This is a genomic window from Mesoplasma tabanidae, from assembly GCF_002804025.1.
Lineage (GTDB): Bacteria > Bacillota_I > Bacilli_A > Mycoplasmatales > Mycoplasmataceae > Mesoplasma > Mesoplasma tabanidae.
This window is the reverse complement of record NZ_CP024969.1, coordinates 537,713-551,039: the sequence shown is the minus strand read 5'-3', so window position 1 is coordinate 551,039 and position 13,327 is coordinate 537,713. Positions and strand designations below refer to the sequence as shown.

Below are 13,327 nucleotides of genomic sequence, written 5' to 3'. Positions count from 1 at the left end.
AATTATTTTAAAATTAAAATATGATTAAAATTTAAACTGCAAATCTTCAGAGAAAATAATCTCATGGAAGTTGCAGTTTTTTTTATGAAAAACTCCTTATTTAGTTAAAATCCAAATGTATTATAAATAATAAGTAAGAAAAATAAGCTATAAAAGAAAAACTATTATATAAGTGATAACACAAATTGTGTATATATAAAATCATAGCATTAAATTAAAAAAATAATTAAGAATAAGTTTATATTTTTTCTAACTTTAATGCAAAAATATATGTATAGGTAAATTATAATTTTTTATGATTTATAGCTTATCTATAAAAAAATAAGGAGAAAAATTATATGATTAAGACATTAGCAATTGCATCAGCAGCAACTATCTTTGGTTCTTCAAACAGCCAAGTGGTTACAACAGCATCTAATTTATATAAGACAGAATTGAATACAATTGATACTGAATCTGAAGATCAAATTTTAAGAATAGCAAATGAAGGTAAATTTGATTATCATTACAATTCTGAAACAGGGGCAGCCTACCAAGCTACATTTTGACTTTGAAGTTTAAGTTCAATAGGTATTACAAGCAATACTCAATTGCTTGAAAGATATTCAAAATTGGTTCCAAGCACTGAGACAGAAATAGTTTTTCCAACAACTTATATTAAAAGTGATAAATGAAACGCAACTAATACTCAAATAGATTTAACAGCTTTCAATTTAAAAAACGTTAAAGATACACAAATTACATCAGTTGAAGAATTTCACAAAAATGCAACTTGATTATGAGAGTCTGAATATCAACAAGAACATTTAAACAAAGCAAAATGAGGTGTTTCTATTTCAACATATACTGATGAAGAACAAAACTTTGTTTTACAGTTCACAACAGGTTTTGATTTAGAAATTAAAGATAAATTAGATTTTGATTTTGGTGGTCAAATTGCACCGTATTTTAAAATAGTAAGTAAAAATTAATTAAAAATATAAATAACAAAACTACTTCAGATGTGGAGTGGTTTTTTATTTTTTTTCTGTAATAACTATATGAGGTGAAATTGATGAAGGATTATTTAATTTGTAATATTAATTCAATTGATGATAATTACTTATATGTTGAATATCAAAATAAGGGTGAATATTTTTTATATCTAACAAAAGATAATTATGATAATGAGCAAGATATTAAACTTTATATTGTTGATCATAATACTGAATTTGAATCAACGGAAATTGCTTTTAAATCTAAAGATGAAAGAAATCTGTTTAAAGAATTAGTGAAAATCAAAACAGTAGGTTTAAAAACAACCTTTTACTTATTAAATAACTTTTCTTTTGATGAATTCATTTTAATGGTTGAGCAATATGATGTTGATAAGTTAGCTAAATTAAAGGGTGTTGGTGTATATACTGCAAAACTAATAATTGAAGAACTACAAAAACATTTCTTTAAAAATAAAATCACACAGAAAAAGGAAAAAATTATTACTTCATTAGTTAAACTTGGTTTTTCATATAAAACAATAATGCGTAATATCGTTAAGGTTGACAATTCGCTATCAGTTGATGAAATCACTAAAATAGTTATGGAACAAATAGGAAATGAGTAAAGATTTTAGACCAAGCAAGTGAAGTGAATATATTGGACAAGAAAAAGTAATTAAAAACTTAAAGATATGTATTGAATCAGCAATCAAACAAGATAAAGTTTTAGATCCTATAATTTTTTCAGGACCAAGTGGGATGGGTAAAACAAGTTTAGCTTATTTATTAAGCAAAGTTTTAAAAACAAAGATTCATATTGTGAATGGACCAAGTTTACAAAAACCAAGTGATTTAATTTCAGTGCTAACTAGTATTAAGGAAAGACAAATTCTTTTTATTGACGAAATTCATTCAGTTAGTAAAGATATTATGGAAATTCTATATCCTGTTTTAGAAGAAAATAAGTTAAGTATTATTATAGGGAAAGAGTACAATTCAAAAATTGTTAATATTAAACTTCCTAACTTTACTATCATTACTGCAACAACAGAAATAAATAGATTACCATTTCCATTCTTAAATAGATTCCCTATCCAATTTGAATTAGAAAGATACAATCAGGATGACTTAACAAAAATTATTATTAATACTTTTAATAAGCTGGACCAAAAAATATTAATTGATGATGCTAAAATAATCGCTAAATATTCGAGATTAGTACCAAGAGTTGCTATTAATTTAGTTAAAAGAATATATGATTTCTTGATAACAGAAAAAATAAAAGACTTATCAGGTGATAATTTAATTTGAGTTTTTAAGCAAATGGGTTTATATGAGTATGGGTTAAATGAAAAAGACTTGGACTATTTATTAACTTTATCTGAAAATAATATATTATCTTTAGATAGTTTAGCTCAAATAATAAATGTTCCAAATCAAACAATTTTAAATAACATGGAACCAATATTTTTAAAAGAGAGATTAATAGTCAAAACAGGTCGTGGTAGACAAATAACAATTAAAGGAAAACAATATTTAGAAAAAAATAAAAATCAATATATTTAAAAAAGAAAAATAATAAATTTAGAATTATAATCTTTACATTGAATAAGGGAGATTGAACATGAAACAATATATTGAATTAGTTAATGAAATTTTAAAAGATGGAGAAAAACGAGAAGATCGAACAAACACAGGAACAATATCTAAGTTTGGTGTTCAAAAAAGATATGACTTACGTGAAGGTTTTCCATTATTAACAACAAAAAAAGTTTTCTATAAAGCAATCTTTCATGAAATGTTATGATTCATTAAGGGTGATACTAACATAAAATATTTAGTTGATAATAATGTAAAAATTTGAAATGAATGACCTTATGATAATTTCAAAAAATCAGCTGAATTTAATAATGAAACTTTACAAGAATTTGTTGAAAGATTAAAAAACGATAATGATTTTTGTAATAAATGAGGAGATTTAGGTCCTGTTTATGGAAAACAATGAAGAGACTTTGGCGGAGTCGATCAATTTGCTAAATTAATTAATGATATTAAAAAGAATCCATTTTCAAGAAGACATATTGTTTCAGCATGAAACCCGGCAGAAGTAGATAACATGTTATTACCTCCATGTCATTCATTTTGACAAGTTTATGTTTCAAAAGATGGTTGATTGGATTTACAATTGTATCAAAGAAGCGGAGATGTATTCTTAGGAGTTCCTTTTAATATAGCTTCATATGCACTGCTAATGGAATTAATAGCAAAAGAATGTAATTTAAAAGCAAGATACTTTGTTCATACAATTGGTGATGCACATATTTATTTAAATCATTTAGATCAAATTAATGAACAAGTAAATAGAGAACCATTGCCATTATGCAATATTAAGATAAATTCAGATAAGTCAATTTTTGATATAGAATTTAATGATATTGAAATTGAAGGTTATGAAAGTCATGCAAAAATAACAGGGGAAGTTGCAGTTTAGTAACTTCTTTTTTCTTTAGTTTGTTAATTAGCACTCTATTATTGACTTTGCTAAAATTATGTATTAATATAATATCAAACCTAAGAAAAAGGTTTTTACGAGGAGGGAATTTAATATGGAATTTCAACAAAAAGGCGAAGAAGTAAACGCATTAGAAAAATATACACGTGACTTAACTCAAGCAGCTAAAGACGGTAAAATAGATCCAATCATTGGTAGAGAAGAAGAAATTTTAAGGGTTATTAGAATTCTTTCAAGAAAAACTAAAAATAATCCAGTTTTAATTGGTGAGCCAGGAGTTGGTAAAACAGCTGTAGTTGAAGGTTTAGCTCAAAGAATTGTTAAAGGAGATGTACCTTCAATCTTAAAAGGTAAGAGAATTTTAGAATTAGATATGGGAAGTTTAATGGCTGGAGCTATGTATCTTGGGGATTATGAATCAAGAGTTAAAGCTATAGTTAACGAAATTAAAAAATCAGAGGGTGAAATAATTTTATTTATTGATGAGCTTCACTTAATTGTTGGTGCTGGCAAAACTGGCAGTGGAGGAGGAATGGATGTTTCTAACCTTCTAAAACCAGCTCTTGCAAGAGGTGAATTAAAAGCCATTGGAGCAACAACATTAAAAGAATATAGAGAATATATTGAAAAAGATTCTGCATTAGAAAGAAGATTTCAAAGAGTGATGGTTGAAGAACCAACTGTTGATCAAACAATTTCAATTCTTAGAGGATTAAAAGAAAGATTTGAAACATATCATGGAGTTAGAATTCATGATAATGCAATTGTTAGTGCTGCAAATTTATCAAATAGATATATAACAGATAGATTCTTACCAGATAAAGCAATTGACTTAATTGATGAAGCTTCATCAACTATTAAAACTGAATTAGCAAGTGTGCCTACTGAGTTAGATCAAATAAATAGAAAAGTTATGCAATTAGAAATTGAAAAAAGTGCTCTTTCAAAGGAAAAAGACGACAAGTCAAAAGAAAGATTAGCTGAAGCTGTTAAAGAACTAGAAAAAACAAAAATTGAACAAGAAAGATTAGATAGCGAATGAAATGAACAAAAATCAGAACTAGAAAAAATTAATAGTTTTAAAACAACAATTGAAAATTTAAGAAATGAATTAGAAATTGCGCAAAATGAAGGTAACTATAAACGTGCTGGTGAAATTCAATATTCTTTATTACCAAGTTTAGAAAAACAATTAAGTGAAACTGAAAAAAATACTCGTGAAACATTAGTTAGTGAAGAAGTTACAGAAAAAGATGTAGCTGAAATAGTTGCTAAATGAACAGGTATTCCAGTTGATAGATTAGTTGAATCAGAAAAAACAAAATTATTAGAGCTTGAAACAACACTTGAAGAGAGAGTTAAAGGCCAAAATCAAGCTATTGAAGCAGTGTCTCAAGCAATCTTAAGAAGTCGAAGTGGGATTAAAGATCCAAATAAACCAATTGGTTCATTCTTATTCTTAGGACCTACTGGAGTTGGTAAAACTGAAATAGCAAGAAGTCTAGCTGATATATTGTTTAACTCAAGTAAAAAAATGGTAAGAATCGACATGAGCGAATACATGGAAAAACATAGTGTTTCAAAATTAATTGGTTCTCCTCCTGGATATGTAGGATATGAAGAAGGTGGAAGACTAACTGAAGCAGTTAGAAGAAACCCTTATTCAATTGTTTTGTTTGATGAAATAGAAAAAGCACACCCTGATGTATTTAATATCCTATTGCAAGTTTTAGATGAAGGAAGAATAACAGATTCTTTAGGAAAAACAGTGGATTTTAAAAATACAATAATTATTCTAACTTCTAATTTAGGAAGTGAATATATTTTAAAAAATGGTTCAACTTCTGAAGAAAGCAAAATAGCTATTAAAGCAGAATTATTAAAACATTTCAGACCAGAATTCTTAAATAGAATAGATAATGTTGTTATATTTAATCCATTGTCAAAAGAAAATGTAACTGAAATAGTAACAAAAGAATTAAACATTTTATCTACAAGATTAGAAAATGATAAAAATTTCTTTTTAACTTTCGACATTAAAGCAAAAAATAAAATAATAGATGAAGGTTATGATCAACAATTTGGTGCTAGACCAATCAAAAGATATATTGAAAAAAATATTGAAACATTGCTAGCTCAAAAAATCATTTCTGATGAAGTTGAGGAAAATATAAGATATACCATTACAGTTGAAAATGATGACTTTGTGCTATCAAAAGTTAGAAATTAAGAAAAAAAGTAGCAATCCAATACATAGAGTGCTAAAATAAAAACAGGTGATCAAATGTTAAGCGAAAGACAAGCTAAAATTTTAAAAGTAATTGTTTCAGAATATATTAAAACTAATCAAGCTGTTAGTTCAAAAAGAATTCAAGAGTTACTTAGCATGCAAGTTTCAAGTGCGACTATCAGAAATGACTCTGCAGCACTTGAAGAAATGAATTATTTAGAAAAGCAACACACATCATCTGGAAGAGTTCCTTCAACAAAAGGGTACAGATATTATGTTGATCACTTAATGGAATTTGATGATTATAATGAAGGTTTAAAAGAAAACTTAAAATCAATTTTATTTCAACGTGGAACAAAAATTGAATATGTTTTAGAGCAGGCCAGTCAAATAATTAGTGAAATGACTAAGATGACAGCTATTGTAACTAAACAAAACTTAAATAGTGAGTTAATGGTTAAAAAAATAGACCTAATTCCATTATCAGAAACTATGGCATCAGTAATTTTCATTCTTTCAAATGGAGAAATGCAAAATCAATTATTCAATCTAAAAGATATATCATTATCAGATTTATCAATATCAATAAAAGTGTTTTCAGATTGTTTAGTTGATACTCCAGTTAAAGAAATAGAAAATAACATATCACTTATTAGACCTAACTTAGAAGCAACTGTAAAGAACTATGATTTAATTTTAGAAACTTTTATGTCAAACATTTTACAATCAAAAGAATCTAAAAAAGAAATTGTTGGAATGAAAAACATGTTGGATAATCCAGAATTTAATGACACAGAAAAACTTAAAAAGGTTATTAACATTATGGAAAATATGTCACCATTTGATTGATTTGATGTAAGTTACAGTTCAAATCAAAAAATGATTCAAATTAGTACAAAGATAGGTGAAGAAATATCTGAGGATTTAAGTGATATTTCAATTGTTGAAACAGCAATTAAAACTGAACAGGGTTCAACAATGTTAACACTTGTTGGGCCTAAGAGGGTTGATTATTCTCAAGCTAATCAATTAATTAACTTGATAGTAGAAATAATAAATGGAGATGATCATAAAGATGAATAACGAAAAAGAATTAAATAAAGAAGAGACTTCAGTTGAAAACAATGACGGAAAAGTTGAAATTGAAGAAGTAAAAAAAGATAAAAAAGATTATAAAAAAATAATTCAAGATCTTGAAAAGCAAATTGAGAGTTGCAACAAAGAAATTGAATTTCAAAAAAGTTTGAGAAATGCAGATATTGCAAATCTTACTAAGAAGAGAAATGAACAAGAGGCATTGGTTAGAAAATATGGTTCAAGCAATTTGGCTGAGGACTTAATTAAACCGATTGATTTATTAAAAAAAGTAATTGATACGCCAACTGAAAGTCCGGAGTTGCAAAACTATTTAATGGGTTTTAAAATGATCATTAGTCAAATAGAAAATGCATTTGAAAACAATGGAATAAAAGCAATGGGCGTAAAAGCGGGGGATGAATTCGATTCAAATTTACATGAAGCAAATGAATCACTAGAAGATAGTGGTATGGAATCAAACAAAATAGTGTCTGTAATTTCTGATGGATATATGATTCACGATAGAATATTAATTCACGCAATTGTTAAAGTAGCAAAATAGTATTAAAAGGAGAAAAAAGATTATGGCAAAAGAAAGAATTATAGGAATAGACTTAGGTACAACTAACTCAGTTGTTTCAATTATGGAAGGTGGACAACCAATTATTTTAGAAAACCCAGAAGGGCAAAGAACAACACCTTCAGTTGTAGCATTTAAAAATGAAGATATTATTGTTGGAGGGGCTGCAAAACGTCAAGCAGTTACAAACCCAAACGTAGTTATTTCAGTTAAATCAAAAATGGGAACAAATGAAAAAATTGATGTAAATGGTAAACAATATACACCAGAACAAATTTCAGCTGAAATTCTAAGATACATGAAAAAATACGCTGAAGAAAAAGTTGGAGAAAAAATTACTAAAGCTGTTATTACAGTTCCTGCTTACTTCAATGATTCACAACGTAAAGCAACTAAAGATGCAGGTAAAATTGCAGGGTTAGAAGTTGAAAGAATTATTAATGAACCTACTGCAGCTGCATTAGCTTATGGTTTAGAAAAAAAAGATAAAGAAGAAAAAGTATTAGTTTATGATTTAGGGGGGGGAACATTTGACGTTTCTATCTTAGAATTAGCTGATGGAACATTTGAAGTATTATCAACAAGTGGTGATAACAAACTTGGAGGAGATAACTTTGATACTCAAATCATTAACTGATTAATTGAAAAAATCAAAACTGAAAGTGGTGTTGATTTAAAAAATGACAAAATGGCATTACAAAGATTAAAAGATGAAGCTGAAAAGGCAAAAATCAACTTATCAAGTCAATTAGAAGTTGAAATAAACTTACCATTCATCGCAATGAATGAAAATGGACCTGTTTCATTCTCAACTCAATTATCAAGAACAGAGTTTGACAAAATTACAAAAGATTTAGTTGATAGAACTTCAAAACCTGTTAAAGATGCATTACAAGCAGCTAAATTAAGCGCTAGTGATATTGATGAAGTTTTATTAGTTGGTGGATCAACAAGAATTCCAGCAGTTCAAAAACTTGTTAAAGAATTATTAGGCAAAGAACCTAACCGTTCAATTAACCCAGATGAAGTTGTAGCTATGGGTGCTGCTATTCAAGGTGGTGTTTTAGCTGGAGATGTTACAGATGTATTATTATTAGACGTTACACCATTATCATTAGGGATTGAAACTATGGGTGGAGTTATGACTAAATTAATTGATAGAAATACAACTATTCCTACAGAAAAAACACAAGTATTTTCAACAGCAGTTGATAACCAACCAGCAGTTGATATTAATGTATTACAGGGTGAAAGACCAATGGCAGCTGATAACAAATCATTAGGTCAATTCCAATTAACTGGAATTAAACCAGCTCCAAAAGGTACTCCTCAAATTGAAGTTACTTTTAAAATTGATGTAAATGGAATTGTAAGTGTTATTGCTAAAGACAAAGCAACTAATGAAGAAAAATCTATTACAATCAGTAATTCAGGTGCATTAAGTGATGCTGACATTGAAAAAATGATTAAAGAAGCTGAAGCAAATGCAGAAGCTGATGAACTAAAAAGAAAAAATATTGAATTGAAACATAAAGCAGAAAGTTATGTTGCAATCATTGAATCAAGTCTAACTCAAGAAGGACAAGAAGTTCCACAAGAACAAAAAGAACAAGCTGAAAAAATGGTAGCTGAGGTTAAAGTATTAATTGAAAAAGAAGATTATGAAACTTTAGAAACTAAAGTAAATGAATTAGAACAAATGATACAAATGGCAAGTCAATTTGCTCAAGCACAAGGTGTTCAACCAGAAGAAGAAAATTCAGACTCAGAAGAAAATAAATAAAATTAAATTTAAAAAACTAACAACTGTTAGTTTTATTTTTTACAAAGGATAAACAACATGGCAAAAAAAGATTATTATGAAGTTTTAGGTGTTTCTAAGACCTCAACAGAACAAGAAATAAAAAGTGCTTATAGAAAACTTGCTAAGAAGTATCACCCTGACATGAATAAAGAAAATGGTGCTGAAGAAAAGTTTAAAGAAGTTAACGAAGCTGCAAGCATTTTACTTGATGCTGATAAAAGAGCTAAATATGATCAGTTTGGTCATGCTGCTTTTGATGGCAGTTCAGGTTTTGGTGGTTCTGGATTTGGAGGATTTGAAGATTTCTTCTCAAATATGGGCGGAGGAATGGACTTTGGTGACATTTTCTCAGACTTATTTGGTGGAGGAAGAAGCGGTCGTTCTTCTAGAAGAGGACCAGCAAAAGGTCAAGATATAGGATTGGAAGTAACTTTAACTTACAGAGAATTAGTTTTTGGAATTAATAAAAGAACAGTTTTAAATTTAATTAAAAATTGTATGAAATGTAAAGGTGTTGGAGCAGAAAATCCAGATGATGTTCACATTTGTACAAAATGTAATGGAGCAGGACAAATAATTGTTAACAAACAAATGGGTCCTTTCCAAGTACAAAATCAAATTACTTGTGATAAATGTAATGGAATTGGAAAAGAATTTAAAAACAAATGTAAAAATTGTCATGGTAAAGGTGTCGAAACAAAAAGAGAGGAAATTGAAATACCATTGCCAAAAGGATTGTGACCTGGTCAACAATTTGTTATGCGTGGGCAGGGGCATGCTTCATTAGAAGGTGGAACACCAGGTGATCTTTATATAACTGTTGGCATTGTTAGAAGCGATGTATTTGAATTAACTAAAAATTCAAATGATTTAATAATGAATTATAATATTTCATATCTTGATGCAATTTTAGGGAATGAAGTTATTATTAAAACTTTAGATGGGCCTGTTAAATTGAAATTACCAAAAGGTGTTCGCTCAGGACAACTAATAAAAGTTCATGATAAAGGTTTATTTAAAAATCAAACATCTGATAAACGTGGAGATTTATTAATAAGAATTAATATTTCAGTTCCAACTTCAGTTTCAAAAGAAGAGAAAAAAATTCTTAAGGATCTAGAAGAACTTTCAATATTTGAACCAAAAAATAATATTGAATAAAATCAACTTACAATTAAAGTTGGTTTTTTTATTTGAATATTAATAGTTTATTAGATAAAATAACTAAGTATAAAATGAATATGAAAACTTATATAATCCTTCATATCGGGAAGGAGTCTCTACCTAACACCAATGTTAGATTATGAGTTTTATAGTTTTCACTATACGTATTTTTGCGTACTGTGAAAACTCTTTTTTATTTTTGCTGAGTTCTTCATTGAATTTTATACATAGAAAGAATAAGCAAAATGGATAATAAAAGTCTAAAACAGTCTCAAGTTGAGAATGAGTCTGAATTATTTTTAAACGAAACGCCTGAGCAAACAGCTCAGAGAAATAAGGAAGCTTTTGTCTTCAGCAACAATAAAGCTATCCGTTCAATTGAAAAGTACTTTAAGTTTGATACTTTAGGTGCAATTATGAAAAAAGAAATTATTGGTGGAGTTACAACTTTTTTAGCATTAATGTATATATTAAGTGTGAATCCGTCTTTAGTTTCTGAAACAGGTTCAATTAATAATGATGGAACAAAAATGAATGAATTTGGAATATTTTTTGCAACAGCTTTAGTTTCAGGAATTTGTTGTATATTAATGGGCTTATTTGCCAATATTCCAGTAGCAATGTCTACCTCAATGGGAATGAATGCATTAGTTGCATTTAACATTGGTGGAACATTAGGTTTTGAAGGAGCTATGATTGTTACAATGCTTTCATCAATAGTATTTGTAACAGTTTCACTAACACCTTTAAGATCGTTCATCATTAAATCTATACCAAAAGGAATTGTTTTAGCAATTGGAATTGGAATTGGTTTATTTATATCATATGTTGGAATTGCTAGCATGGGATGATTAGGAAAGGATTCATCAGGTATTCCAGTTGCAAAACTTGGAATTTTAAAAGAAAATTATTTGCCAATTATTTTAGGTTCAGCAACATTAATGCTAATTTTGTTTTTAGCATTTAAAAAAATACCAGGTGCTGTTGCAATATCTCTAATCGGAATGTCAATAATTGCAATAATAATTGCAACATCAACAAACATAACTAATGATAAAGACCTATTATATAAAGCAAACTTATCAAATTGAGAAGGTTGAAAATATGATTTTGATGGTTTCGCATGAAACTGAAAATCAACATTTAAAGCATTCGGAAAAAGTAAAATTTGAACATCACCAGTAACTTATATTTCAATATTTGTTGTTATGTTAATTAACTTCTTTGATGCTACAGGAACTATGGCAGCATTTACAAATCAACTTGATAATAAAACAAATCAACATAAAGAAATTAGCCAAAGAGCTTTGGTAATTGACTCAGTTGGAACAATGATGGCATCAGTAACAGGGACAACACCTTTAGGAGTTTTTGCTGAATCTGGAGCAGGAATTGAACAAGGCGCAAAAACAGGATTAGCTGCAATTGTTAATGGTGTATTATTCTTATTAGCTATTGCATTATTTCCTATATTTAAATTAATTCCTCAACCAATTACAAGTGCAGCTTGTGTATACATTGGAATTATGATGATAAAAGAAGCAGCTCATGTTGAATGAGAAAAACCAGAATTCTTAGTTCCTACTTTCTTATCAATTTTATTTATGATAGCAACTTATGAAATTGCTAATGGTGTAGCAATGGCATTTATAGGATATTCATTCATGATGATGATAACTGGTAAAGCCAAAAAAGTTCACCTAGCAGTTTATTGTTTATCTCTATTATTTATTTTTTATTTCATTGCTTTTGCATTCATACAAATATAATTTGAATAAGAAAAATATGTTAAAATTAAATTACTCATTTGAGTAATTTTTTTGTGTAAGGAGGAACTATGAAAAAGAAAGTTATTGTAGGTTTAAGTGGCGGAGTTGATTCATCAGTAGCAGCTTATTTACTAATTCAACAAGGATATGAAGTTGAAGGATTATTTATGCGAAACTGAGATTCATCAGCAAACAATGATATTTTAGGAAATCAAGAAATTGATAATGAAGTATGTCCTCAAGAACAAGATTATTTAGATGCTTTAGAAGTTGCTAATAAATTGGGTATTAAATTACACAGAATTGATTTTGTTCATGAATATTGAGAATATGTTTTTGAATACTTTATTAAAGAATACAAAAAAGGTAGAACACCAAACCCAGATATACTATGTAACAAATATATTAAATTCGATAAATTCTTAAATCATGCAATTAATGAATTAAGAGCAGATTATATTGCAATGGGTCATTATGCTGGAGTTAGATTCAATGAACAAACAAAACAATACGAAATGATTCGTGCAGTTGATACAAATAAAGATCAAACATATTTCTTATGTCAGCTAACTCAAACACAATTATCAAAAACTTTATTTCCATTACAAAGTTTGGAAAAACCTGAAATTAGAAAGATAGCTGCTGAACAAGGATTAATAACAGCTGATAAGAAAGACTCAACAGGAATTTGTTTTATTGGTGAAAGAGAATTTACTAAATTTTTACAAAACTATATTTCAAACCAACCTGGGGATATTGTTGATATCAAAACTAATGAAGTTGTTGGAAAACACATTGGAGCAATGTATTACACAATTGGGCAAAGAAAAGGTCTTAACTTAGGTGGAATGAAAGAACCTTATTATGTAGCAACAAAAGATATTGATAAAAAAATAATTTATGTTTGTCCAGCAAGCGATGAAAGTTATTTATTATCAAATAGTGCAATTGTTAATGAAATTAATTGATCAATCGATTTAACAAAATATTTAGATAATATTAATGAATTTGAATGTACAGCAAAATTTAGATATAGACAACCTGATGTAAAAGTTAAATTATATAGAATAACAAATAATGAATATAAAGTAACTTATGATGCGGTTGTTAAAGCTGTGACACCAGGACAAGAAGCAGTATTCTATTTAAACGAGATTTGTTTAGGTGGAGGAATTATTGACATAGTAGATAATTTTAGAAAAAATAATTTATAA

11 protein-coding genes and 1 riboswitch are annotated in these 13,327 nt (G+C 28.0%); all 11 genes read left to right on the top strand.

The annotated features are described in order from the left end of the window. Window positions 1-338 precede the first annotated feature (338 nt). The 11 genes from MTABA_RS02455 to mnmA all read left to right on the top strand — a co-directional run bounded on the left by MTABA_RS02455 (window position 339) and on the right by mnmA (window position 13,327). Entirely contained in the window at window positions 339-971 is a 633-nt protein-coding gene (locus tag MTABA_RS02455; RefSeq protein WP_100679600.1) for a hypothetical protein, read from the top strand. Window positions 972-1,054: 83 nt separating this feature from the next. Then, the gene (gene ruvA, locus MTABA_RS02450; RefSeq protein WP_100679599.1) at window positions 1,055-1,603 is read left to right on the top strand and encodes a Holliday junction branch migration protein RuvA; all 549 of its coding nucleotides are present in this window, start codon (window positions 1,055-1,057) and stop codon (window positions 1,601-1,603) included. Then, window positions 1,596-2,543, top strand: coding sequence for a Holliday junction branch migration DNA helicase RuvB (gene ruvB, locus MTABA_RS02445; protein ID WP_100679598.1), 948 nt, complete (start codon window positions 1,596-1,598; stop codon window positions 2,541-2,543). The genes ruvA and ruvB overlap by 8 nt, the downstream gene beginning before the upstream one ends. 58 nt (window positions 2,544-2,601) lie before the next feature. Next, on the top strand, window positions 2,602-3,468 hold the full coding sequence (locus tag MTABA_RS02440) for a thymidylate synthase (RefSeq protein ID WP_100679597.1): 867 nt from the start codon (window positions 2,602-2,604) through the stop codon (window positions 3,466-3,468). Between the two features lie 115 nt (window positions 3,469-3,583). Further along, window positions 3,584-5,719 (top strand): ATP-dependent Clp protease ATP-binding subunit, encoded by a 2,136-nt coding sequence (locus MTABA_RS02435; protein WP_100679596.1) that lies wholly within the window; start codon window positions 3,584-3,586, stop codon window positions 5,717-5,719. A gap of 54 nt (window positions 5,720-5,773) precedes the next feature. Then, window positions 5,774-6,802: a heat-inducible transcriptional repressor HrcA gene (gene hrcA / locus MTABA_RS02430; RefSeq protein ID WP_100679595.1), complete on the top strand. Its 1,029-nt coding sequence runs from the start codon at window positions 5,774-5,776 to the stop codon at window positions 6,800-6,802. Continuing rightward, window positions 6,795-7,358 (top strand): nucleotide exchange factor GrpE, encoded by a 564-nt coding sequence (locus MTABA_RS02425; protein ID WP_100679594.1) that lies wholly within the window; start codon window positions 6,795-6,797, stop codon window positions 7,356-7,358. Before hrcA ends, MTABA_RS02425 begins: the two co-directional genes overlap by 8 nt. 22 nt (window positions 7,359-7,380) lie before the next feature. Further along, complete coding sequence (gene dnaK, locus MTABA_RS02420; protein WP_100679593.1) at window positions 7,381-9,159, top strand: molecular chaperone DnaK; 1,779 nt, start codon at window positions 7,381-7,383, stop codon at window positions 9,157-9,159. A gap of 57 nt (window positions 9,160-9,216) precedes the next feature. Next, window positions 9,217-10,341 (top strand): molecular chaperone DnaJ, encoded by a 1,125-nt coding sequence (gene dnaJ / locus MTABA_RS02415; RefSeq protein ID WP_100679592.1) that lies wholly within the window; start codon window positions 9,217-9,219, stop codon window positions 10,339-10,341. Window positions 10,342-10,409: 68 nt separating this feature from the next. Next, window positions 10,410-10,504: riboswitch (purine riboswitch) on the top strand. A gap of 85 nt (window positions 10,505-10,589) precedes the next feature. Next, on the top strand, window positions 10,590-12,113 hold the full coding sequence (locus tag MTABA_RS02410) for an NCS2 family permease (RefSeq protein ID WP_100679591.1): 1,524 nt from the start codon (window positions 10,590-10,592) through the stop codon (window positions 12,111-12,113). A 68-nt stretch (window positions 12,114-12,181) separates the two neighbouring features. Then, on the top strand, window positions 12,182-13,327 hold the full coding sequence (gene mnmA, locus MTABA_RS02405) for a tRNA 2-thiouridine(34) synthase MnmA (protein WP_100679590.1): 1,146 nt from the start codon (window positions 12,182-12,184) through the stop codon (window positions 13,325-13,327).